The 24,744-nt window shown below is 74.2% G+C and carries 16 protein-coding genes; 13 read left to right on the plus strand and 3 right to left on the minus strand.

The annotated features are described in order from the left end of the window. Positions 1–189: 189 nt before the first annotated feature. The 3 genes from ACZ5WC_RS24955 to ACZ5WC_RS24965 form a co-directional block, all read right to left on the minus strand. On the minus strand, positions 190–615 hold the full coding sequence (locus tag ACZ5WC_RS24955) for a hypothetical protein (RefSeq protein WP_468542885.1): 426 nt from the start codon (positions 613–615) through the stop codon (positions 190–192). Positions 616–739: 124 nt separating this feature from the next. Continuing rightward, the gene (locus ACZ5WC_RS24960; RefSeq protein ID WP_468542886.1) at positions 740–2,752 is read right to left on the minus strand and encodes an ATP-binding protein; all 2,013 of its coding nucleotides are present in this window, start codon (positions 2,750–2,752) and stop codon (positions 740–742) included. Between the two features lie 64 nt (positions 2,753–2,816). Further along, entirely contained in the window at positions 2,817–3,539 is a 723-nt protein-coding gene (locus ACZ5WC_RS24965; RefSeq protein WP_468542887.1) for a response regulator transcription factor, read from the minus strand. A 122-nt stretch (positions 3,540–3,661) separates the two neighbouring features. Here ACZ5WC_RS24965 and ACZ5WC_RS24970 point away from each other — a divergent pair, with 122 nt between their 5' ends. The 13 genes from ACZ5WC_RS24970 to ACZ5WC_RS25030 all read left to right on the plus strand — a co-directional run bounded on the left by ACZ5WC_RS24970 (position 3,662) and on the right by ACZ5WC_RS25030 (position 24,691). Then, the gene (locus ACZ5WC_RS24970; RefSeq protein ID WP_468542888.1) at positions 3,662–5,854 is read left to right on the plus strand and encodes a regulator; all 2,193 of its coding nucleotides are present in this window, start codon (positions 3,662–3,664) and stop codon (positions 5,852–5,854) included. Between the two features lie 87 nt (positions 5,855–5,941). Beyond that, the gene (locus ACZ5WC_RS24975; protein WP_468542889.1) at positions 5,942–7,669 is read left to right on the plus strand and encodes a hypothetical protein; all 1,728 of its coding nucleotides are present in this window, start codon (positions 5,942–5,944) and stop codon (positions 7,667–7,669) included. A gap of 147 nt (positions 7,670–7,816) precedes the next feature. After that, positions 7,817–9,118, plus strand: a complete 1,302-nt coding sequence (locus ACZ5WC_RS24980) for a cytochrome P450 (RefSeq protein WP_468542890.1) — start codon at positions 7,817–7,819, stop codon at positions 9,116–9,118. Further along, positions 9,115–10,368 carry a cytochrome P450 family protein gene (locus ACZ5WC_RS24985; RefSeq protein WP_468542891.1) on the plus strand — a complete coding sequence of 418 codons (1,254 nt, stop codon included), beginning with the start codon at positions 9,115–9,117 and terminating at the stop codon, positions 10,366–10,368. Before ACZ5WC_RS24980 ends, ACZ5WC_RS24985 begins: the two co-directional genes overlap by 4 nt. Before the next feature lie 35 nt (positions 10,369–10,403). Next, the gene (locus ACZ5WC_RS24990) at positions 10,404–11,231 is read left to right on the plus strand and encodes an ATP-grasp domain-containing protein (protein WP_468542892.1); all 828 of its coding nucleotides are present in this window, start codon (positions 10,404–10,406) and stop codon (positions 11,229–11,231) included. 127 nt (positions 11,232–11,358) lie between these two features. Then, positions 11,359–12,876 (plus strand): VMAP-C domain-containing protein, encoded by a 1,518-nt coding sequence (locus ACZ5WC_RS24995; protein ID WP_468542893.1) that lies wholly within the window; start codon positions 11,359–11,361, stop codon positions 12,874–12,876. Beyond that, positions 12,873–13,946, plus strand: a complete 1,074-nt coding sequence (locus ACZ5WC_RS25000) for an AAA family ATPase (RefSeq protein ID WP_468542894.1) — start codon at positions 12,873–12,875, stop codon at positions 13,944–13,946. The genes ACZ5WC_RS24995 and ACZ5WC_RS25000 overlap by 4 nt, the downstream gene beginning before the upstream one ends. Next, positions 13,946–18,331, plus strand: a complete 4,386-nt coding sequence (gene fxsT, locus ACZ5WC_RS25005; RefSeq protein ID WP_468542895.1) for an FxSxx-COOH system tetratricopeptide repeat protein — start codon at positions 13,946–13,948, stop codon at positions 18,329–18,331. The genes ACZ5WC_RS25000 and fxsT overlap by 1 nt, the downstream gene beginning before the upstream one ends. A gap of 92 nt (positions 18,332–18,423) precedes the next feature. Continuing rightward, positions 18,424–19,614 (plus strand): hypothetical protein, encoded by a 1,191-nt coding sequence (locus ACZ5WC_RS25010; RefSeq protein WP_468542896.1) that lies wholly within the window; start codon positions 18,424–18,426, stop codon positions 19,612–19,614. Further along, positions 19,611–20,777, plus strand: a complete 1,167-nt coding sequence (locus ACZ5WC_RS25015; protein ID WP_468542897.1) for an effector-associated domain 2-containing protein — start codon at positions 19,611–19,613, stop codon at positions 20,775–20,777. Before ACZ5WC_RS25010 ends, ACZ5WC_RS25015 begins: the two co-directional genes overlap by 4 nt. Before the next feature lie 116 nt (positions 20,778–20,893). Then, positions 20,894–21,082 (plus strand): hypothetical protein, encoded by a 189-nt coding sequence (locus ACZ5WC_RS25020; protein ID WP_468542898.1) that lies wholly within the window; start codon positions 20,894–20,896, stop codon positions 21,080–21,082. A 61-nt stretch (positions 21,083–21,143) separates the two neighbouring features. Further along, positions 21,144–22,919 (plus strand): HEXXH motif domain-containing protein, encoded by a 1,776-nt coding sequence (locus ACZ5WC_RS25025; RefSeq protein WP_468542899.1) that lies wholly within the window; start codon positions 21,144–21,146, stop codon positions 22,917–22,919. 269 nt (positions 22,920–23,188) lie between these two features. Continuing rightward, complete coding sequence (locus ACZ5WC_RS25030) at positions 23,189–24,691, plus strand: aldehyde dehydrogenase family protein (protein ID WP_468542900.1); 1,503 nt, start codon at positions 23,189–23,191, stop codon at positions 24,689–24,691. Positions 24,692–24,744: the final 53 nt, after the last annotated feature.

The raw sequence follows: 24,744 nt of genomic DNA on the forward strand, positions 1-24,744 counted from the left end.
AGCAGGGTCGACCCGATGAAGACCGGGATCATCTGGAGCAGTCGTCGTGCGACATAGCGCCCCATGGGTGCCTCCGTGTGGGGATAACTGCGGCGGGGGGGGGGGGGGGTGGGGGGGGGGGGGGCCCCCCCCCCCCCCCCCCCCCCCCCCCCCCCCCCCCCCACGGTCAGGCGGTGGGTGCGGGGCCCGTCAGCCGTTGCGGCCGTCCGCCGAACGGCGGCGCAGCACGAGCGTGCCCGCGCCCGCCAGCAGCGCGGCTCCGGCCACCGAACCGGCCAGCGCCGTGGTGCCTACGGCGCTCCCTGCGGCGGGGCGTTCACCAGCGGCGACACCGCCGCGCGGCGTGACGGCCGGGGCTTCCTCCTTCGGCGCCGGAGCCGAGCGGTCGCCCGCCGCGACACCGCCGCGCGGGGCCACCGACGGGCGGACCTCCTTCGGGGCGTCGGACGGCCGGGCCTCCTTGGGGGCTTCGGCCACCGGAGCTGCCTCGGCGGGTGCCGACGGCTTCGGGGAGGCGTCGGCGAGGGCTGCGGTGGACGGGACCAGCACCGCACCGGCCGCGGCGGCGGCGAGGACGGCGGTACGCAGGGTGAGGCGTGAGGTCGAAGCGGTCATACGGATGGCTCCATTCCGGACTCGGCCCAGGACGGACCCGGTGCCGGTTCGCGCCGGGTACGGGGCATGCCGCCAGGCTGTCGCGGAGTTATGAAGAAGCTGTCAGAGCGCTGTGGTCATCCCATCAGGGGCCGGGACCGGTGCTACTCGACCTGACAGGGCCCGGTTCCTCCTGCCCGGGCCGCGCCGACACGGGCAGCCGCAGGGTGAACGTCGACCCGCCGCCCTCGGTGCTCGTCGCCTCCGCCGTACCACCGTGGGCCTCGGCCAGTTTCCGGACGATCGCGAGGCCGAGGCCGCTGCCCCCCGTACGGCGGTTACGGGACTTCTCGGCGCGCCAGAAGCGGTCGAAGACGTGCGGCAGGTCCTCGGCGGGAATCCCGGAACCGGTGTCCGCCACCTCGACGACCACCACCGCCCCGCCGTCCCCCGCAGGCTCCGGGGCGTACGCGCGCAGCGTCACCCGGCCGCCCTCCCCGGTGTGCCGTACGGCGTTGGAGACCAGGTTGCCCACCGCCTGCCGGAGCCTGACCGGGTCCGCGAGGAGGGCGGGCCCCGGGATGGCGGTGGTGACCGCGAGCGTGACCTCCGCATGCTCGGCCCGGGCCTGGTGGGCGGCGGCGACCTGACTCAGCAACTCCCCGGCCCGGACCGGTTCGCGGTGCAGGCGCAGGGCCCCGGCGTCGGCCTCGGCCAGGTCCTGGAGGTCGTCGATGATGTGCTGGAGCTGCACCGCCTCCTCCAGCAACGAGTCGACGAACGCCGGATCGGGATCGGCGAGTCCGTCCTGGGCCGCCTCCAGCCAGCCCCGGATGTTGCTCAGCGGAGTGCGCAGCTCATGGGCGACATCGCTCACCATGGCCTTGCGCTGCTCCTCCAGCCGCGCCCGGTGCGCGGACATGTCGTTGAACACCGTGGCCAGCCGGCCGACCTCGTCGTCCGTGGAGACCGGTACGGAAGCGGGCTGTTCGCCGTCGCGCATCCGCTGCGCGGCGCCGGTCAGCGCGTGCAGCGGGCGCACCAGACGGGCGCCCGCGAGCACCGACGCACCCACGGTCAGGGCCAGCACCAGCGCCGCGGCGCCCGCGATCCTGGCGGTGTTGGCGGGGGAGAGATCGAAACCGGGCAGCGTCGCGCCGCCCTCGTCACCGATGAACAGCAGGGCGGGGGAGGCCACGTACGAGCTGAGCTGTTCGCTGCGGGCCGTCCCCACGCAGGACGCGATGGCCCGGTCGTCCTCCCCGGTGCGCCCGTCCGGTACGACGGACGGCACGGCCTCCTTCGGGCGAGGGTCGCCCGGATCGCTGGGGCCGGTCAGGCCGGGTGCTTCGGACGCCACCGGCCGGGGCTCGACCGGCCCCTCCTCGGCCGGATCGCCCCAGGACAGGTCGTTGTTCAGCCGCACACCGCCGCGGCCCTGGCGCTCCAGACAGGCGTCGGCCAGCTCGGTCAGGGCGTCGAGCGCCTTGCGTTCCGAACGCGTGGGCTCCTCCAGGGCCCCGAGGTCGCAGCGGGTGCCCAGGGCCCGTTCGGGGTCGTTGCCCACGACCTGCACCCGAGGGCGGCCGCTCGGGCCGACGACCACGTCCGAGGCGATCCCCGCCCGGTTCAGGCACTCCACCTGCCCGTCGGCGGTCCGCCGCAACGCCGTGCGCTCGGCCGCCGACAACCGGAACGGGCCGACCGCCCGGGGGTCGATCCGGTCGGCGGCCGCGCCCTGCCGGTCGGTGCTCCGGGCGGCCAGGACGGTGTCCACGGACAACGGGTCGACCACGGCCGAGGCCTCCGGCGGCAGCGCCGGAGCGCCCGGGTCGGCGGCGGAGTCGGCGAGCGGCTGCCGGGACTGGGTGGTCAGGGCGACCCGGCGGCCCGACTCCCGGGCCAGCTCCCGCACCGTGGCCTCCACCCCGTCCCAGGTCGGATGGCGGGCCGCGTAGCCGAGCAGGGTGTCGTAGATCCGGGCGTCGGCGGTGAGGTTCTGGCCCTGCTCCTGCTTGATAGCGCCCGAGGTCGTCTGCACGGCGATCCAGGCTGTCGCCGCCACCGAACACACCGCCACCAGCACGGACACCGCTAGCAGCCGCCCCAGCAGACTCCGCCGCAACGGCAGCCGGGCCCGGCCGCGATCCTCCGGCAACCGGTCTCCGCCCCCGCTCGGTCCGCCGTCCGGACCGCCCCTCGCCCGACGGATTTCCCGCGCCCTACGCACGCCGGGCGGCCCTCGCCGGGTCGGTCAGTTTGTAGCCGACGCCGAAGACGGTGAGCAGCCGTTCCGGTCGGCGCGGGGCCCGCTCGATCTTCTTCCGCAGGTTCATGACGTGCACATCGACCGTCCGGTCGCTGATGTAGCGGTCGAACCCGTGCAGTTCCTCCAGCAGCCGCTGACGGCTGAACACCCGGTCCGGGCCCGCCGCCAGCGCCGCCAGGATCCGGAACTCGCCGCGGGTGCACTCCACCGGCTCCCCGTCCACCGACACCTCGTGCCGCTCCGGGTCGACCACCAGGGAACCCACCCGCAGGACAGGGTCCTGGGCCGCCGGCCCGGGGGGCGCTGCCCGCCGTGCCCGGCGCAACAGCGTGCGGACCCGGGCCATCAGTTCGCGCGGGCTGTACGGCTTGGTGATGTAGTCGTCGGCGCCGAGATCCAGACCGAGCAGCAGATCGTCCTCGGTCGAACGGGCGGTCAGCATCAGCACGGGCAGCTCCCGGCCCTCCGCCCGCAGCACCCGCACCACGTCCAGGCCGTCGGCCCGGGGCATCATCACATCGAGAACCAGTAGGTCCGGCTCCTGGTGCCGGACGGCGTCGAGCGCGGCGAGGCCGTCGCCCACGATCCGTACGGCGTGTCCTTCCCGTTCCAGATAGCGGCGTACGAGTTCGGCCTGCTTCTCGTCGTCCTCGGCAACTATGACGTCTGCGCACACGCCTCCGATCGTAGAGCGCGGCTAAAGTGCGAGGCAGGGGCGGGTTCCGGGAGTGCGGAAGCCGGGAAGGGAACCGGCGCGTTCACCTCCGCGAGGTGGGCGCACCGGCGGAAGGAGACGGGTTGAACAGCCTTGGCGGGGACGGCGGCGGATCGACGTACAACACGGTGTCGGGAGACGCCGTCGTCGTCGGACCCCTTCTGATGGCGCAGCGCATCGAGGGCATCCGGCTGCCGCCCGCGGCGCCCGACGCCCCGCCGCGTCAGGGCCCACCGCCCAGCAGGGTGTTCGTGAACCGGATCAAGGAACGCGCCGGTCTGCTGGACGCGGCAGTGGCCCTGGCCGCAGAACCGGAGCCGGGTGTGGTGCTGGTGATCGGCGTCGGAGGGGTCGGCAAGACCCAGCTCGTCGCCCAGTGCGTCGGACGCGAACTGAAGGAACGCTTCCCGGGCGGGCAGCTCTATGTCGACCTGGAGGATCTGCGCCGGGACGGTGTGGTCGATCTCGCCGCGGTCCTCGGCGGGTTCCTGCGCGCCCTCGGGGTGAACAACGACTACGTGCCCGGCGGACTCGCCGAACGTACCGCTCTCTTCCGCAGTGTCGCCGCCCGCAGCCGTCTGCTCGTGGTGGTGGACAACGTGCAGCACGCGCCGGAGGCCCGCGCCCTCGTACCGCCGCAGGGTCTGCTCGTGGTCACCGGACGCCGGGTCCTGCCGTCGCTGCTGATGGACGGGGCCGTACTGATCGACGTCGCCCCGCTCGACGAGGCGGCGGGCACGGAACTGGTACGCCGCTGGTATGCCGGGGCGGACGAGGAGACGGCCGCCGACGTCGTACGGCTGTGTGCGGGGCACCCCCTGGCGTTGCGGGCCGCGGTGGAGTGGCTGGCGGCGCGGCCGCATCTGACGCTGGACGACGTGGTGCGTGATCTGACGGCCGGACGGTACGGAACGGGCGACGGCGGAGACGGGGTACGTGAGGCGGCGGGGGCGGCCATGGGCGTGGGCGAGGGGTCTCCGGAAGACCGTGTGCGCGAGGGAACCGGGGAGGGCGGCGGCGTGGGCGAGGCGGTCGACACGGTGCTGGATTCCGTGGTCGCCGAGGTGTCCGGACACACCCGGCACGTCTACGACCTCTTCGGGGTGCTGCCCGGCACGACGGTCACGGCGCATCTGCTGCGGGCCGTGGGCGCCGCCCGGGTCGACGAGGCGCTCGGCGAGCTGGTCTCGTCCCGGCTCGCGGTCCTGGTGGAGTCGTCCGACCGGCCCGGGCGCTACCGCCTGCATGATGTGGTGCGGTCCCACGCCCGGCTGCGGGCGCGGGCCCTGCCGCAGGAACGGCGGCGGGACGTCCTGCGGCTCGCCGTGGACTTCTACGCCGACGCGGCCGCCCACGCCGACGCGCTGGTGCTGGGCAACCGGTTCAGGATTCAGCCGCCGCCGGTCCGGCCACTGTCCGAACTCGCCGCGCAGGGGGCGCTGTTCACGGGCCGGGCGGACGCACTGGAGTGGCTGGACGCGGAACGCGTCAATCTCCAGGCCGTCATCCGCGTCGCCGCCGAGGAGGGGCGGCACGGGCAGGTGTGGCGGCTCTGCGAGTCGCTGTGGGCGCTCTACCACAGCCGCAAGCACCTCGCCGACTGCGTCGCGACCGGCCGTCAGGGCATCGAGGCGGCCCGGCACGAGGCGCGCCCGGACGTGGAGGTCCGGATGCGCAACCAGGTGGCCCGCGCCGCGTACGAACTGGGCGATCTGGACGGCGCGGACGCCGAACTGGCCGCCGCCACGGAACTGCTCGGCCTCGTCGGCGACCCCCGCCTGAGCGGTGTCGTGTGGGAGACCCGAGGCCTGATCGCCCTGGCCCGCGACCTGCCCGGGCAGGCCCGGGAGCTCTTCGACCGGGCGCTGGCGGCGAACCGCGCGGTGCCTGACCCGCACGGCGTCGTCGTCCAGAGCTACAACGTCGGGCAGGCGCTGGTGGCCGGTGCGCGGTGGGCCGACGCCCTCGGCGTACTGGACGAGGCGGCCGACACCGCCCGGGCGACCGGCGACGCCCCCATGCTGCCGAGGATCGATCTGGTACGCGCCCGTGCCCTCGCCGGACTCGGGGAGATGGCCCGGGCGGTGGCCGCGGCCGGTGCGGCGGCCGACGGGGCCGCGGCGCTGGGGCAGCTGGCCAAGCTCGACCAGGCCCTCGCCCTGCTCGCTTCGCTGGCCGAACAGGCCGAGGACGAGCCCTTGCGGGCGGCGTGCGAGGAGAAACAGCGGGCGTTGCGCCGGACGATGGGACTGAAGCCACCGGACGGCACGGGCTGACGCCCGGCAGCGGCCGGGGCGCGCCGTGCGCCCCGCCCGCCCCCTTCTGCCATTTCTCCCCCTTCCTCCCGTCCCCTCGGAGCTGCGTTGTCCCCGGTGCCGTCACTGCTGAGCCGCCCGTCCAGCTGGTTCCGCCGGTCCAGCCGGCCGGCCCCTTCCCGCTGGAACACCTGGGACCCGCCGCGGGCCGAGGTGCTCGGGGTGGCGCGGACGCTCACCTCCGCCACCCGGGTGGCGGACGTGATGCATCTGCTGCGCAGCGAGGACGGCATCGAGAAGTTCTACACGGTCAATCCGGGATCGGCGTTCGCCGACGGCCTCGACGCCTATCTGTCCGGCCTCGGTGTCCACGTGCTGAGCTGGGAGGAGGCGACCCGGCGCTCCTTCGACCTGGCCGTCAGCTGTTCGGTGCACCCGACGATGCGCAGGCTCGACGCCCCGCTGATGGTGCTGCCGCACGGCGCCGGGTACAACCGGCTCGTCACCGAGTCGACCGGTGACTCCCGCGCCCCCGCCGGGCTGTCCCGGCGGGAGCTGATGTGGCGGGGGAAGGTCGTCCCGAAGGCGATCGGCGTCTCCCATCAGGCGCAGATCGACCGGCTCGCCGAGACCTGCCCCGAGGCGGCTCCGTACGCCCTGGCCATCGGCGACTGGTGCTTCCAGCGCATCACCGCGAGCATGTCGCACCGGGACCGCTATCGCTCGCGGCTCGGCGCGGTCGACGGGCGGCGGCTGGTGGTCGTCCACTCCACCTGGAGCGAGCACTCGCTGCTCGGCCGCCATCCGGACCTGCCACTGCGTCTGGTCACCTCGCTCCCGGCCGACGAGTTCGCCGTCGCGGCCGTCTTCCACCCCAATGTGTGGGCCCGGCACACCCAGGCGGGCGTGCTGGAGCGGTTCGCGGCGGCGATGGACGCGGGGCTCATGATCATTCCCCCTCAGGAGGGCTGGCGCGCCGCGGTGGTGGCCAGCGACTGGGTGGTCGGCGACCACGGCAGTACGTCGTTCTACTCGGCCGCGGCCGACCGCGTCACGCTGCTCGCCGCCACCGGCCTCGACGAGCTCGACCCCCTGTCGCCCGCCGCCGCGTTCGGGAGGGGCGCGCCGCGGCTGGACCCCGAGGGGGACCTCCACGCGCAACTGCTGGACGCGGCCCGCCGCCACGACCCGGCGGCGCTGCGCCCCGTGGTGGACGGGCAGCTCGCCTCGATCGACACCTCCGGTGAGGTGACACGGGCCCGGATGTACGGCTTTCTCGCGGGGCGCGGGGTCCGGGTGCCCCAGGAGGCCCCGCAGCCCGTCCCCGTACCCGCTCCCGAACCGGTGAGCCGTACGGCGCCCACGGCGTACGACGTGACGGGGGCGCACACGGCGTGGGGAATCGTCGACGTGCGGCGGCGGCCCCTCGTCGCGGGGCACCACACGCGGGCACTCGGCTTCTACGCCGTCACCACGGAGGAGAACCACCCCCACTGGCCGCACGCCGCGGAGGTGCTGGCCCGGACGGTCGCTGACGCCGAGGTGTCCGCGCTCGACTGGATCGCCGAAGCGGCCCTGCGCCACCAGAACCTCAATGTCCTGGTCGCGCGGCTGGACGAGACCCGCTGCCTCGTCCGGCTGCGCGGCGGGCGCCAGTTGGAGGCCCGTACCGAACGCGACTGGGGTGCCCGCAGGCCTCCGCTCGACCCGGTCCTGCTGGGGTCGGCGGTCAATCTCTGGCTCACGGACGGGGAGCGGACGAAGGACCTGACGGACGGGCTGACCCTGCGCACGGGGGAATGGGAGATCCGGGTGGCCTTCACCTCGCCGAGGTAGGACAACCAGGAACCGATCAGAAATCGATGAGAAATCGATCGGGAATGAGTGCAATCGACCCCGGTGGTTCGCAGAAGCTCCTTATAGTGGTCCCGCGTTGATCGTATGGTCGCAACGCGCGAAGCCGTCGCCACTGGAGTCCGTACGATGACGAACCCCTCGTCCGCCACGCCCGAGCCCCCGGCCGGTGGAGGCGGTGGCTGCCCCATGGGCTCCGGCACGGGAGCCGTCCCGATCGGCGGGCCCGGCTTCCACATCGAACCCCAGGAGCTCTACCGGTCCATGCGGCGCGAGCACGGGCCCGTCGTCCCGGTGGAGCTGCCCGGCGGCTTCCCCGCCTGGCTCGTGATCGGCTACCGGGAACTCCACCAGGTCACCAGCGACGGGGAGTTGTTCCCCCGGGACGTCTCCCTGTGGAACCAGTGGGAGAACATCCCCGCCGACTGGCCGCTGCTGCCCATGGTCGGCACGCCCATGCCCTCCATCTACTTCACCGCCGGGGCCGAGCACCGCCGCCACGTCGACATGGTCGTACCGGCGCTCGAAGGCGCCGACCCCTTCGAAATCCGGCAGCACTGCGAGCAGTTGGCCGACCGGCTCATCGACGCCGTGTGCAGCCGCGGCACCGCCGACCTCGTCGCCGAGTTCGCCGAACCGCTCCCCGTCCTCGTCCTCGCCCGGCTCGTCGGGTTCCCCGACGACGAGGGCGCCGACATCGCGCGGGTGCTCAAGGACCTCGCCGACGGCGGGCCCGACGCCCAGAAGGCCCATCTGCGCTTCGGCGAGCACATGCAGCGGCTCGTCGCGGCGAAGCGGGCGCGGCCGGGCGACGACGTGACCTCCCGGATGCTCGCCCACCCGGGGCCGTTCACCGACGAGGAGTACGCGCTCGACCTGATGGCCATCACGGCCGCGGGCCATCTGACCACCGCCGACTGGATCAGCAACTCCACCCGGCTGATGCTCACCGAGGACCAGTTCGCCGATGCCCTGTCCGGTGGGCGGCACAGCGTCGCCGAGGCCATGAACGAGGTGCTCTGGGAGGACGGCCCGACCCAGATCCTGGCCGGGCGGTGGGCCTCGCGCGACGCCCGGCTCGGCGGCCGCGAGATCGCCCGCGGCGACATGCTCCTCCTCGGCCTCGGCGCGGCCAACGCCGACCCGCACATCCGCCAGCAGGTCACGGACGTGGTGGTCCGGTCCGGGCAGGGCGGCAACAGCGCGCACATGGCGTTCAGCCACGGCGAGTACCGCTGCCCCTTCCCCGCCCAGGAGATCGCCGAGATCATCGCCCGTACCGGCATCGAGGTGCTGCTCGACCGGCTGCCCGACCTCGAACTGTCCGTCCCCGTGACGGAGCTGGTGCGCCGGCCGTCCGCCTTTCTGCGCGGCACGACCGTGCTGCCCGTACGCTTCACGCCCGTACGCTCGACAGGAGACGCGCTGTGAACTGCCCGCACACTGCCGCCGCGCAGGCCGACCGGAGCGGCGGGACCGTCGTCATCGACCCCATGGTCCAGGACCTGGACGGCGAGACGGCACGGCTGCGCGACGCCGGGGTGCTCGCCCGGATCGACCTGCTCGGCGTACCGGCCCGGACGGTCACCCGGCACGCCGAGGCGCGTCAACTGCTCGTCGATGCCCGGCTGGTGAAGGACATCAACGCCTGGAGCCTCTGGCAGAGCGGTGCCGTGACCCACGCCTGGCCGCTCATCGGCATGATCGACGCCGGACGCTCCATGTTCACCGTGGACGGGGCCGAGCACCGGCGGCTGCGCACCAAGACCTCGCAGGCGCTCACCCCGCGGCGGCTCGAAGCGATCCGCCCGGCCATCGAGAAGTTCACCGAAGAGCTGCTGGACGACCTGGAGGCCGCACGCGGCGAGGACGGGGTCGTCGACCTCAAGACCGTGTTCGCCCAGCCGCTGCCGATGCGGGTGGTCGGCATGCTCATGGGCGTCGACGAGTCCCAGCACGCCATGCTCACCCGGCAGTACAAGGCGTTCTTCTCGATGCTCACCCCGCAGGACGAACGCCTCGCCCACCTCGCCGAGTTGGACGTCTTCTACACCGAACTGGTCCGGGAGAAGACCGCCCGGCCGACCGACGACCTCACCAGCGCGCTGATCCTCGCCGAGGAGGGCGGCGAGCCGCTCACCGAGGAAGAGGTGGTCGGCAACCTCAAGGCCATGGTGGCCGCCGGGCACGAGACCACCATCGGACTGATCCTCAACGCCGTACGCGCCCTGCTCTCCCACCCCGACCAGCTCCGCCAGGTCCTCGCCGGGGAAACCGGCTGGGACGCGGTGATCGAGGAGACGCTGCGCTGGGACACCCCCACCACCCACCTGCTGATGCGGTTCGCCACCGAGGACATCCCGGTGGGCGACGACGTCATACGCAAGGGGGAAGGGATCGTCATCTCCTACCGGGCCATCGGGCGCGACACCGGGCAGCACGGCCCCGACGCCGACGCCTTCGACATCAACCGGCCCACGCGCAACCGCCACATGACCTTCGGGCACGGCCCGCACATCTGCCCCGGCGCCGCGCTGTCGCGCGTCGAGGCGGGCGTCGCCCTGCCCGCCCTCTTCGCCCGCTTCCCCCGGCTGCGGCTCGCCGTACCGGACGAGGAGATCACCAAACTCCCCGTGATGACGCAGAACGACATGGCAGCCTTCCCCGTGCTGCTGGGTTGAGCCGGCCGCACGAGAAGAGGGAGCGGGGGAGCGGCATGGGCTGCGGGCAAGGGTTTCTGGCACTCGCGCCGCACCGCTCCGGCACGGCGTCCCTGCTGGCCGACGCCGCACACCGGCGCGGCATGGAGGTGACCGTGCTGCCCGTCGACGGCGTCCCCGAGCGGTACCGGCACCGGGCGGACGGGCACTACTACGGGGGCCCGCGCTTCGCCGCCCGGGTCGCCGGGATGCTCGGGGTGGCGCTGCTGGAGCCGCACGACGGCTGGCTCGACTCCCTGCCGTACGCCTTCACCGGCCGGAGCATCTGCCGGATGCCGCTCTCCGAGGCCCGCCGCCTGCCCGGGCCGCTCTTCGCGAAGCCGCCCACCGACAAGAGCTTCCCCGCCGCCGTCCACCCCAGCGGCGCGGCCCTCCCGCCGCCCCCGGAAGGTGCGGGCGACCCGGTCGTCCAGATCAGCGAAGTGGTCACCTGGGAGGACGAGTTCAGGCTCTTCCTGCTCGACGGGGAGATCCGTACCGGGACCCGGTACGCCGTCCACGGGCAGCTCGACGTGGCGCCCCTGGAGGGCTGCCCCCAGGAGCCCGCCGTACGGGCCTTCGCCCGGCGGCTCACCGAGGAGTGCGGGGCCACCCTGCCCAGCGCCGTCGTCGTGGACGTGGGCCGGATGCGGCGCCCCGGCCGGGGGCCCGCCTGGGCGGTCGTCGAGGCCAACATGGCCTGGTTCAGCACCGTGTACGCCGCCGACCCGGACCGCGCCCTGGATGTGGTGCTCCGGTCGGCGGGCCCCGCGGGCCTTGCCGGTGCGGCCGCCGGCCTGGCGTTCCGGCGGACCGGGGCCACCGGCTCCACGAACCGGGTGTGAGGCGGCCGTCCCGGTGGGGCGGACGGTGCCGCAGGGGTGGTGAGAGATCCTGGTTGCCGAAGATTCATCGTGGTAACTTCGCCGTCAGCCATGTGAGTTGGACCGACTCGGCGGGGGATGGTCGGTGATGAACGCTGTCCCGTACGAGCGTTGGGGACCGGACCTGGTGCAGACCCTGGTCGACGCGCTGACCCTGCTCGAATGCGTCAAGGACCGAGGCCAGCGCGTCGAGTTCGTGGACGCCGTCGCCTTCAAGCTCGGCGTCGAACTGACCTACCCCGACAGCACGCCCCGCATCGACATGATGCACCTCGTGCGCAAGGTCATCCACCGGCCCGGCGGACCCGAGGCGCTGATCTACGGCGTCCGCGCCGTCTCCGGCAAGGACGACGCCGAGCGGATCGCCGCCGAGGCGGGCATCCGGGCCGAGTACGACCGGCAGCCGCCCTGGCCCGCCCCGGTCTTCGCCGACGGTGTCGCCCGGGAGGCGCGCAGGCTGCTCGGCGAGGCGACGGACCTCGACGGAACCCGGCTGCGGGCCCTGATCGCCCAGGAGCTGCCCGGGGACCTGCCGGACAGCGGATCGCCCGTCGAACTCTTCGACCACGCACTGGACATGGCCGCCCGGGCCGACGGTCTTCCGGCCGCCGTCGTACTGATCGAGGCGGCCGCGGCCCTGTCGGCGGAGCGCCGCGCACCGCTCCGCCGGTGGACGGACCGGTGGGCGGCGGGGGACCCCACCGCCCCGGCCGCCGCCGCCCGGCTGGCGGTTCCCGGGGCGGCGGAGGCGGTCGCCGCGTGCCGTCGGCGCCTCGACCGGCCCGCGGCCCCCGACCCGACCGTGCCCCGGTGCCTGGTCGTGATGGTCGACCCCGCCCACGACGGTTCCCCGGACGTCTTCGTACGGCACTGGATCAACAAGGCGCCCGGCTACTGGCGGCCGGAGCCCGGCCCGGTGGAGACCGTCACCCTGGCCACCCTCGCCGGTGCCGTCGAACGCGCCGTCGAGAAGGGCGAGCGACTGTGGGCCCGCACCCCCGGGGGGAGCGACGAGGGGCCGGTCCACGTCGAGTTCCTGCTGCCGTTCGAGCTGCTGAACCACGACATGGCCCGCCTCGAACTGGGCAGCAGAGCCCCGAGGCCCTGGCCGCTCGGGATGCGCTATCACGTCCACCTCCGCAGCCTGGACCGGATGCGCGGCGACGCCGGGCAACTGCGCCGCTGGCAGGCCCGCTGGGAGCAGCTGCGCAAGGCACCCGCCCCGGCGACCCACCGCTGGCGGTCCACGGACCGGGACGGGTTCGAACGATGGCGGGCGCACCTCGCGGGCGACGAACGGCTGACCGCGGTCATCCTCGACGCGCCCGCGCTCCCGGGGCAGGGCCTGGAAGCCCTCCAGGCCGCCGTCCTCGAAGGCGTCGGCCTCGCCGCCTGGGACCGCAGACCCGGCAGCACCTCGCAGTCCAGCGAGCTGCTGACCCTGCTCCTGGGGCACTCTTACACACAACTACCGGAAAAAGTCAGCAGGTTGAGGACCGGGGCGGAAGTCGAGGAGGACGGCCCGCTGTGGGTCGGGCGACACGTCGCGTTCCTGTGGGACGACCCGTACCGACTGGTCGACCGTGAGGAGTTGTTACCGGCATGACCGGACAGGCCGCCGCATCACCGCCGTCGCCGCCCCCGTGGTGGGTCTTCCACGCGACCGGAAAGGCCCCGGAGGGCGAGCCGCCCGTGCTGCCCCCGCCACCACCGTGGCGCACGTTCCCCGGCGGACCGCTCCAGCCGCCGCCCCCCGAGGACGACCGCGCCGCCGAGCGCCGCCTCGGCCTGGTCCAGGACGGGCCGCAGCTGCGCGAGGAGGAGATCGACGCGGTCAACGCGTCCCTGCTGCTGCGCCGCCCGCTCCTCATCACCGGCCCGCCGGGCGTCGGCAAGTCCACCCTGGCCTATCTGATCGCCCGTGAACTGGGACTCGGCCGGGTCCTGCAATGGAGCGTCGTCAGCCGCAGCACCCTCAAGGGCGGCCTGTACGCGTACGACGCGATCGGCCGCGCCCAGGCCATCGCGGCCTGGCGGGCGGCCGACTCGGGGGACGGCCGGTCCGGGCAGGGTGCGAGGACGGCCCCGGACACCGAAGGGCCGCCCGCGCTCGGGGATTTCGTCACGCTCGGGCCGCTGGGCACGGCGCTGCTCGCCTTCGAGCGCCCCCGGGTGCTGCTCGTCGACGAACTCGACAAGAGCGACATCGACCTGCCGAACGACCTTCTCCACGTCCTGGAGAACGGCAGCTACGACATCCCCGAACTCGTGCGCAGCAACGTGGAGTCGGCGACCGTGTTCACCGACGACCCGCACGGCCGCGCCCTGGTCGAGGGGGGCCGGGTGGAGTGCGCGCAGTTCCCGGTCGTGGTCATCACGAGCAACGGCGAGCGCGAGTTCCCCGCCGCGTTCCGCCGCCGCTGCCTGCCGCTGGAGATGCGCCCGCCCACCCGCGAGCAGCTGATCGGTATCGTCGTCAGCCACTTGCAGCAGTGCCCGGAGGGCGTCGAGGCGCTCGTCGACGAGTTCGAGAACCGGCTGCGCGGGGGCGGAACCCAGTCGATCGACCAGTTGCTGAACGCCGTTCAGCTGACGACCGCGGGCGGTTTTCAACCCGATGCCGCCGGGCGTAAGCTCATCGAGATGCTCCTCCGAGACCTCTCGAAGGGCCGCTGATGGACGGCTTGCCCCGGGAGCGCGCTCCGGACACCTCGTCCGTGCCGACCGACTCCCCCGACCGCGACCCAGGCGACCGACATGAGGGCGGCGGCCCGCACGATCCCGGCGGGACCGACTGGACGGTCCTCGCCGACGCGGCCTGGCTCGCGGCAGCCCGCATCGGCTCCGCCCGCACCGGCAACCCAGGACCGGACCGGCCGCCCTCCGACGTACCCCACCCCGACGCATCGTTCCCCCCGGACCTGCCGCCCGCCGGGCCGCACGGCCCCGGCGCGGACACCGTGCCCGGGGTCTCCGGGCTGCCCGGGCCCCCGGAGTTCGAACGCGAGATCCGGTCCGTCCGGGAGCGGGCCCACGGCAGCCCCGACCGGATGCCGGGCACCGGCACCGCCCCCGTACGGGCGACCTCACTGCGCCTGGCCCGGTCCCTGCGCGGGCTCGGCCGCCGGGTCCCCACCCGGGCCCGGTCCGTGCTGGACGAGGAAGGCACGGCCGAGCACGGGCTCGCCGACGGGCTGTGGATGCCCTACTTCCTCCCCGACCGCGAGCGGATGTTCGACCTCGTGCTCCTCGTCGACCGGGCCCCCACCATGCCGCCCTGGGCCGGTACGGTCCGTGGCATCGCCGACGACGTGGCGCACAGCGGGGCGTTCCGCGATGTGCGCACCGTCGGGGTGACCCTGCCCGCGGACGACGGGGAGCCCGCGCTGCGCTGGCCCGGCGGCCGCGACGGCGACCCCGCCGAACTGCTGGACGGGCGGGGCTCACGGCTCTTCCTCGTCGTCACGGACGGCCTCGCCCACGGCTGGGCGGGCAGCGGTGCGGACCGGCTGCTGGCCCGGCTCGCCGCCGGCGGGCCCACCGCCCTCGTCCACCTGCTGCCGCCCTACCTGCGCCACCGCTCCTCGCTGTTCCCCTTCCGGGCCCAGCTGGACGCCGGCGGGTTCGGCGCGCTGAACAGGCGCTTCGACTGCCGTCCGCCGGGCGGCCTGCGCGACCCGGTCCGCCCGTTGCCCGAATCGGCCGACACCGTGCCCGTACCGGTGCTCAGCGTGCGCGCCGGGTCCTTCCGCGCCTGGGCCGACCTGGTCACCGGGGAGCGGGGAGTGCGCCGCACCCTGCCGGTGGTGCTGGCGGGGGCGATGGCCAAGGGGGCCTCCGCCCCCGGGCTGCGCACCCCCGCGCTCGACGGCCCCCGAGCGGCGGCCGCCGCCGTACGCCGCTTCCGTTCGCTCGCCAGCCCGCTGGCCCGGCAGCTCGCCGTCCTGCTGGCGGTCGTCCCGATGGACTTCGCCGTCATCGAGGAGCTGCGCGACCGGGCCCTGCCGGACGCCGGGCCCGAGCATCTGGCTGAGGTCATGATGGGCGGGCTCATCGACTGGAACGCCCACGCCGAGGGCGTCCCGGACTTCGCCGAGGACGTACGCGAGGCCCTGCTCGCCACCAGCACCCGCACCCAACTCGCCCGCACGGTAGGCCTGCTGGCGGAGCTGCGTACCGGCGGCGGACACGGCGCCCGGCTCCGGGCCGCGCTCCACGACCCGGTACGGGCCGCCCTGCCCGGCCCCGGCCCCGGCGCCCGGCCCTGGCTCAGGATCGAGCTGGCCGTCCTGAGGGCGCTGGCGGGTCCCTACGCCGGGCGCGCGGCCCGGGTGGCGGCCCGTCTGGTGCGAACGCCGGACGACTCCGCTGCCCACCCGGGTGATATCGACGCAAGTGCGCCGAAAGAAGACCGGAAGTACGCCACGGTGGCACTGGACAGCGTCGTTTCACCAGGAGGATCCGTGTCGCCCACGACACCCCCAGCAGCTGACACCTCGGCACCAGCTGACAACACCGCCCGGAGGGCTCACGAGGACATGGAAGTCAAAGCGCCGGAACTCCGCTTCGTCCGTTCGGGCCAGCCGAAGATCATGGGCAACGTTCCGCCCAAGAACCCCAACTTCACCGGCCGCGAGTCCCTGCTCGCCGCCGTGGAGCGGCAGCTGACCGAGGACGAGACGACGGCGGTCCTCCCGCACGCTCTGCACGGCCTCGGCGGCGTGGGCAAGTCGCAGATCGCGGTGGAGTACGTCTACCGCCACAGCGCCGAGTACAACGTCATCTGGTGGATCCCCGCCGAGCAGGAGAGCCTGATCCTCGGTGCTCTGGCGGAGCTGGCCAGGAGCCTCGGCCTGGAGGTCGGGCCACAGGCCAACACCGCCGTCCCCGCCGTCCGCGAGGCCCTGCGCACCGGCAAGCCGTTCGACAACTGGCTGCTGGTCTTCGACAACGCCGAGGACATCGAGGCGGTCCGTGCGTACTTCCCGAACGGCGGCCCCGGAAAGATCATCGTCACCTCCCGCAACCGCGAATGGGAGCGGGTCGCCACCCCCCTCAGCGTCGACGTCTTCGACCGGGAGGAGAGCATCGCCCTGCTCAAGCGGCGGGCCCGGGGGCTGACCACCCACGACGCCGACCGGCTCGCCGAGGCCCTCGGCGACCTGCCCCTGGCGGTCGAGCAGGCGGGTGCCTGGCACGCGGCCACCGGCATGCCGGTCGACGAGTATCTCCAACTGCTCGAAGAGCGCCGCCCCGAGATCCTCGAACTCGCCCCGTCCCCCGACTACCCCCTGCCGGTCGCCGCGGTCTGGGACATCTCCCTGGGGCGCCTCTCCGTCGAGAACCCGGCCGCCCGCCAACTGCTCCAGATCTGCGCCTGCATGGCACCGGAGCCGATCCCGCTGAACATGCTGCGCGGCGGCCGCAACGTCCAGATCACCCCCGAGCTGGACCCCGTGCTGCGCGACCCGCTGCTGCTGGCCCGCGCCACCCGTGATCTCAGCAAGCTCTCCCTGGTCCGCCTCGACCACAAGGCCGGGACGCTCCAGATGCACCGGCTGATGCAGAACGTGATCGTCGCCCGGCTCGACCCCGAGGAGCGGGAGCGGATGCGCAACGCCGCGCATCTGCTCCTCACCACCGCCAAGCCCGGGGTCCCCGCCTCGCCCGAGCAGTGGCCCGCCTACCTCGGTCTGCTGCCGCACGTGATCGCGTCGGAGGCGGTCAGCAGCTCCGACGCCTGGGTGCGCGACCTGGTCTTCGACATGGTCACCTTCCTCTACTACTGGGGCGCCCACGAGGCGGGCGCGGACCTGACCCGCAAGGCATGGGCGGCCTGGCGCGCCCAGTCGGGCGAGGAGGACCTGCACGTCATCCGGATCACCAAGATGCTCGGCTTCTACCTCCAGCACCTCGGCCGGATCGCGGAGGCCGCGGTGCTGAGCGAGCAGGCCCTGGAGATCTCGCGCGGCGCGCCGATCCCGGACGAGGAACTCATCGACTCCATGCTCCAGATGGCCGGTTCGCTGCGCTACCGGGGCGACTTCTACGCCGCCCGCGATCTCGACGCCGAAGCCTTCGAACGGGCGAGTGACCTCTACGGGATGGAGGACCCGACGACGCTGAGCGCGGCGCACAGCCACGGCATCTCGCTGCGCGTGAGCGGTGACTTCCGGCGGGCGAAGGAGCTCGACGAAGAGACCGTCAGGCAGCGCCAGTTGCTGTACGGGCCGACCAGCGGCCTCACGCTGAACACCCTGAACGCCCTGGCCATCGACATCCGTGAGGCGGGCGACTTCCTGGAGGCCAGGGCCCTTCAGGAGTCGACGTACCAGACCTATCTGACCCACTTCGGCGCGACCAACGCCGCCACGATCCGGGCCGCGCTGAACCTCGCGAACTGCCGCCGCCGCGCGGGCCTGCTGGAGGGCGCGTCGGAGCTGGTCGAGGAGGTCCTGGAGCGGTTCACCACCCGGTACGGCGCCGAGTACCCGGAGACGCTGGGCGCCGCGATGGCGGCCGTCGTCGACCGCAGGATCGCGGGCAGGCTGGAGGACTCGCGGCGGCTCGGACGACAGATCCTCGTCCGCTACCGCGACATCTTCGGCGAGCACCACCCGTACACGATGTGCGCGATGGTCAATGTGGCGGCCACCCTGCGGGCCATGGGGGACGTGGAGGAGGCCGAGCGGCTGGACGCTGTCGCGGGCGAACGGCTGCGGGCGGACCTGGGGGAGCGGCACTCCTACACGCTGGCGGCGGCGCTGAGCCGGGCCAACGACCACTACGCCCGGCTGGACTTCGCCGGCGCCCTGGAGGTCGACAGCGCCACGCTGCCGCTGCTCACCGAGGTGGCGGGCGCCGACCATCCGCTGACCCTCGCCTGCGTCGCCAACCTCTCCCTGGACCAGCGGGGGCTGGGCCGCTCGGCCGAGGCGGACCGCCTCAACGCCCAGGCGGTGGAAGGGCTGGCCCGGGTCCTGGGGGACCAGCACCCGTGGCAGGCCTCCGCCCGGCTGCACCAGCGCATCGAGTGCGACGTGGTGGTGATGCCGCTGTGAACGGGGGGCAATCGCCTGCTGCCCCGGACTGAACCGAACACATCGACACACCGGCCGGGGGCGGCCGGAGGACCACTCACGGGGGGCGACGCATGACCACGGTCATATTCATCCACGGCACCGGGGTGCGGCCGCCGCACTCCGCGGCCCTGAACGCCCGGGTCACCGCCTCGCTGGCCGAGACCGCACCCCGGGTGCGTGTCGTGCCCCTCGACTGGGGCGAGCGGTACGGTGCGCGGCTCGCGGCCGGTGGCGCCAGCATCCCGCCCGAGGGGGCAGGGGCCACCGGACGGGACACGGCGGAAGAGACGGGCGGGGCGGGCGAGACGTACGAGGCCGATGCGGAGGCCTTGCTGTGGGACCGCCTCTACCGGGACCCCGAGGCGGAGCTCGCCCTCGCCGCCGCTCGCGGCCCCTTGGGCCGGACACCCCCCGGCGCGGCCTTCCCGGACGAGGAGATCCGGGAGCGGCTGGCGGCGCTGGCCGCCCGGGGAGACGCGGCCGCGCCGGAGCTGGGCCCCGGACTCGCCGCGCACGCCACCGCCCTGGCCCGCAGCCCCCTGCTCGCCCCGGCCGCCGAGGCCCTGGACCCCGACGAACTGGCGTGGACTCTCGCCCGCGCCCTGGCCGCGGCGGTGACCGGCGCGGCTCTCGCGGCGGACGCGCCCGTGATCTGCGACGGCGCCACCCGCGACGCCGCCGTCGACCGGATGGCCGTGGCCCTCGGCGGCGCAGCGCAGGGGAGCGGCAGGGGGCCGGTGGGCCGGCTGATCGGACGACCCGTCCTCCGGCTCGGCAGCCGGTACGCCGTGCGCCGCCGCCGGGCCCTCACCGGGGCCGCCCACCCGGCGGCGGGCGATGTGCTCAAGTACCTCGTGCGCGGCGGACCGCTGCGCACCGCGCTGCGCGAGCTGGCCGCCACCGCCGAGCCGCCCGTCGTCCTCCTCGGTCACAGCCTGGGCGGGATCATCGCCCTGGACACGCTGATCGAGGCCCCGCTCCCCGGTGTCCGCCTGCTGGTCACGGTCGGCTCGCAGGGGCCGTTCCTGTACGAGACGGGCGCGCTGCCCCGCCTCGACCACCCGGACCCGCTGCCCGCCCACGTCCCTCCGTGGCTGAACGTCCACGACCGCCGCGATCTGCTCGGCTATGCCGCCGCACCCCTGTTCCCCGGCCGTGCCGAGGACGTCGCGACGGACAACCGGCAGCCGTTCCCGGCCGCCCACAGTGCCTACTGGTCCGACCCGGCGGTCTACCGCGCCATCGGGGAGCGGCTGCCGTGACCGGGCGCACCGTCGACCCGGCGCGGGTGACGGCTCTCGTCGTCGGCATCGAGCGCTACGCCGCGGGCCCCCGCTGGACCCTGCCGGGGCCGGTCCGCGACGCCCTGCGCTTCCGGGCCTGGCTGCGCTCCGCAGGCGTACCGGACGCCAACATCCTGCTGCACCTCGCCCCCGCCGAGAGTCCCGCCGGGGGCCCGGCGGAGCGGCCGGACGCGAGGCCCGGTGCGGGCGGCGGTCGCGGGCCCGCCGACCACGAGACCCTGCGCCGGGTCCTGGTCCACGAACTGCCCGCCCGGCAGGGGGACGTGCTCTGGATCTGGTGGGGCGGCCACGGGGTTCTGGACCGCGAGGAACACCAGCGGCTGTACTGTGCCGACGCCTCGGGCGCGGACCGGCGCAATATCGACCTGGAGTCCGCCCGCCGCCGGCTGAGCAGCGACGCGCTGCCCGGGTTCGCGGTGCAGAACTGGGTCGTCGACGCCTGCCAGACCTTCGAGGAACGCCACAACGAGCCCGTGTCGCTCCCGGACGGGAGCCTCCCCGCCGGGCAGCGGCTGCGGGTGCACCGGCAGAACGTGATGCTGGCCGCCGACCGGGGACAGCGCGCGGCCAACGACCCCGTACGCGGCCACGGGGTGTTCTCGGACATCCTGCTGCGTGAACTGGCCGCGCTGCCCGACGACTTGGCCCCCGACCCCGAAGCGCTGTTCGCCGCCGTCCGTGCCCGCTTCGACCGGCTGCGCGCCGAGGGGAACGGCATCCAGCTGCCCGTACTCCGGCTCTACCGGGCCGGACACGAGGAGATCCTCCCCCCAGCTGCGCCGACACCCCCGCCTACCAAGGGAGTTTGTCCCGTAGGCGTGCGGACGGGCGGGGAACTGCTCCGTGTGGTCGAGGCGCTCCTCGCGTATCCGCTGATGATCGACCGGGACGAACGGCAGGCGATGGTCGCGGAGCTGGACCCCGTACTGGTGGCCCGGATGCCGCGGCACGCGGTGCCCCGTACGGACGTGATGGGCATCCTGCGTACGGTACGGCGAAGCCCCGAAGGCCTCCGGGACCTCTTCCGGGCCGTCACCCTGCTCGACGACGACCCTGACCGGGCAGCCGAACTCGACGAAGCGATCGGGGAGTTCCTGGCCGAGGTGCCACCCGGTCCGTGATCGCACGGCGTGATCGCACGGGTTTCCGGAAGGCAACCCATTCGTCATGATGGGAGGGACGAGTGGCATGGTGTGCCGTCGGACCGCCAGGCCGGACCATTGAGGGGGAACACGTCTTGCAGCAGACGGAACCGGGCGGGAATCCGGCCGACTACCTGGAGTCGGACGTCGCGGATCTCACGGAGATGAGCGTGGCCGCCGTACGTGAGCTGCCTCCCGCGCCCGGACGGCGACTGCTGGAGGAGATCCGAAGAGCGCGCATCAGCACGGTCGCGGGCGAACCGCCCCAGGCCCGCGCGGACTGAGGGCCTTCGGGGCCGGGCCGGGGGGAGAGGAGCGCGTCGGACCACGACAGAGGAGCGCGGGGTGCACAGACCGATCCGGATGCCCGGCCACTGGTTCGACGAACTCGCCGCGGGCGGGGGCTCGGCAGAGGCGGTCGCGTTCCTCGTCAGCAGCGAGCGGGCCCGGCGCCTCGCTCTGCTGGGCGACCTGCTGGGCCGCCTGGAGGAGCGGCCCGCGCTGCTCGGCCCCGCCGACCTCGGCGCGATCTGGGGCGCTGTCGAGGAGGCCGAGGGCCAGAGCCCCGGCTGTGTCGAGGACGTGCTGCTCAGCCCCCAGGTCGGCGGCTGGCTCGCGCACACCCTGCGCAGGCTGCACGGCACCGCCGTGGGCCCTCCGCTGTGGGTGGAGACCGGGCACCTGGCCGCCGTCGCCCTGGTGGCAGCCCTGCGCGCCGGGACCGCCGCCGACCTCGTCGTACCGGCGAGGGACGGCGATGTGGCCCTGCCCACGCTCGGCCTCGCCCGGCTGCCGGGCGCTCCGCCACCGGGGTTCCAGCCGGTCCGGGCGCTCGTACGGGACCAGGAGCTGACCCTCACCGCGAGCGGCCGGGCCACCGGGGCGATGGACTTGACCCTGCGGCCGCTCACCACGCCGCAGAACGGCCTGTGGTGGCCGACGCACCGGCTTCCGGTCCGGCCCGGCGGGCCCGAGGTCGCTCTCGACGACACCGACCCCTACCGCGACCTCGACCGCCCGGTACCGCCCCGCCGGCTCACCCCTGATGAACTGGCCACCTGGCGGAGGCGCTTCGACGAAGCGGTGAGGCTACTGTGCCCCGGCCCGGCTGTGGGCTCCGGCCCCGGCACCCTGCGCCCCGAGGAGGTCCGGCGCATCGTGCCCTGGCCCGGACCGCTGCCCAGCGCCCCCGTCGAGGGGCTCAGCGCCTCCACCGGCGACGCGTTCGGCTCGATGGTCGTGGCCGGGCCCCCGGACGGTGCGGCGCTCGCCGAGACGATGGTCCACGAGTTCCAGCACAGCAAGCTCGGCGCGCTGCTCCACCTCTTCCCGATGCTCGACGACGACCGGACGGAGGAGCACTACGCCCCCTGGCGCCCCGACCCGCGCCACTTGCCGGGGCTGCTCCACGGCGCGTACGCCTTCGTGGGCGTCGCCGGATTCTGGCGGGCGCGGATCGGGGACCGGGCAGCCGACCCGCACGGCCTGGCGCCCTTCCGGTTCGCGCTCCGCCGCGTCCAGACCCGTACGGTCCTGCGCACCCTGGCCACCCGCGCCTCCCTCACCCCGCCCGGCCGCCGTCTGGTCGCCGGGCTCACCCGGACCGTCGACGGCTGGCTGCGCGAACCGCTGGACGGGCCCGCCGTGGCCCGGGCCCGGGCCACGGCGGCCGGTCACCGGGTCGAGTGGCGGCTGCGCAATCTGCGGTGCGCGGACGAGGAGCGCGCGGCCCTGGCGGTGGCGCCGCGCTCCGGGGCCGCCCCGGTCACCGGGCGGCGGCCGGTGCTCGTCCCGGTCGCCGAGCGCGGCCACTGGAGGGACGTCCGGGGCGCCCTCCACCTCCGCCCGTACGCCGTGCCCGACGGGGCCTGCCGCGCAGATGTCCTGCTGGTGCGGGGCGAGGCGGCGGCGGCCCGGGAGGCGTACGCGCGGGGCTGGGCCGACGCGCCGGGGGACCCGCACCTGATGGCGGGCTGGCTGCTGGCCCACACCGCCCTCCACCCCGGCCACCGGCGCCTCCTCGCCCGCCCGGAGCGGTTCGCGGCGGCCGTGGCGGAGGCGGACCCGGGGGAGTGGGAGCGGACCGCCCGGTGGCTCGCGGGGGCCGGGCGGCGGGGCTGAGCCCCCGGGCGGAGCCGCCGGGCCGAGCCGGCGCGCGCAGGCCCTCCGCAGCCCCGTGTCAGCTCCATGCCAGGCCCACGTCAGGCCCGCTCCAGGCCCCCATCGGGGGGTCCACACGTGAGGCGCATCACTCTGAGTGAAATTCTCGGCATACATTCCGCCGGACCGGGGAGGGGTCCAGGCTGCTGGTGCGCCGTACCCGGCCCGCCACGCAGCACGCCCCGGCCGAACCGGAGGGGGCATTTCAGGCACGGAAGGCGAAAAACGACATGTCGGCGCTCAGTACCATCCACATCGACGGCGTCTGGCGGGCCGCCGGATCCGGCGCGACACGCGAGGTCCTCGACCCCGCCGACGCCACCGTCCTGGCCGTCGTCGCAGAGGGCGGCGTCGAGGACACCGATGCGGCGATCGCGGCGGCGCGGCGCGCCTTCGACGACGGCCCCTGGCCGCACAAGCCCGTCGCCGAGCGGGCCGGGCTGCTGCGCCGGGTCGCCGAGCTGCTCCAGCGGGACCGCGAGGAGATCGCGATCACCGAGAGCCGCGACACCGGCAAGACCCTCGAAGAGGGCCGGGTCGACGTCGACGACGTGACCAACGCCTTCCGCTACTTCGCGGACCTGGTGATGAACGAGAGCGGCGGCCGGGTCGTCGACGCGGGCGACCCCGACGTCCACAGCATCGTCGTGCACGAGCCCGTCGGCGTCTGCGCGCTGATCGCCCCCTGGAACTACCCTCTCCTCCAGGCCAGCTGGAAGATCGCCCCGGCCCTCGCCGCCGGGAACACCTTCGTGCTCAAGCCCAGCGAGGTCACCCCGCTCTCCACCGTCCACCTGATCAAGCTCCTCGCCGAGGCCGGACTCCCCGACGGCGCCGCCAACCTCGTCACCGGCGCGGGCGACCCGGTGGGCGCCCGGCTCTCCGAGCACCCCGACGTCGACCTGGTCTCCTTCACCGGCGGCCTCGCCAGCGGTACGAAGGTGGCCCAGGCCGCCGCGCCGACCGTGAAGAAGGTCGCCCTGGAGCTCGGCGGCAAGAACCCCAACGTGGTCTTCGCCGACGCCTGCGCCACCGACGAGGACTTCGACACCGCCGTCGACCAGGCCCTGAACGCCGCGTTCTTCCACAGCGGCCAGGTCTGCTCCGCCGGGGCCCGCCTGATCATCGAGGAGAGCGTCCGCGAGCGGTTCGTCACCGAGCTGGCCCGCCGCGCCGACGCCGTCCGCCTGGGCCGGGGCACCCTGGACGGCGTCGAGTGCGGCCCCCTCGTCTCCGCCCAGCAGCTCGCCAAGGTCGAGGCGTACGTGGCCTCCGCCCGCGAGGAGGGCGCGATCGTCCGGGCCGGCGGCGAACGCCCGAAGCCCAGCGACGTACGCCCCGAAGGCGGCTACTTCTACCGGCCGACCGTCCTGGACGGCTGCCACCGCGAGATGCGCGTCGTGCGCGAGGAGACCTTCGGCCCGATCCTCACCGTCGAGACCTTCCGTACCGAGGAAGAGGCCATCACGCTGGCCAACGACACCGACTACGGCCTCGCGGGCGCCGTCTGGACGACCGACGCGGGCCGGGCCCGCCGGGTCGCCGGACGGCTGCGCCACGGCACCGTCTGGATCAACGACTACCACCCCTACCTCCCGCAGGCCGAGTGGGGCGGCTTCGGCAAGTCCGGTACGGGGCGCGAGCTCGGCCCGACGGGGCTCGCCGAGTACCGCGAGTCCAAGCACATCTACCAGAACCTCAACCCGCGCCCCCAGCGCTGGTTCGCCGGCTGACGCCTGCGGGGACCGGGCGGAAGACCCGCCGCCCGGTCCCGACCGGCTGTTCG

The sequence above is a fragment of the Streptomyces sp. NPDC033165 genome (genome assembly GCF_055577965.1).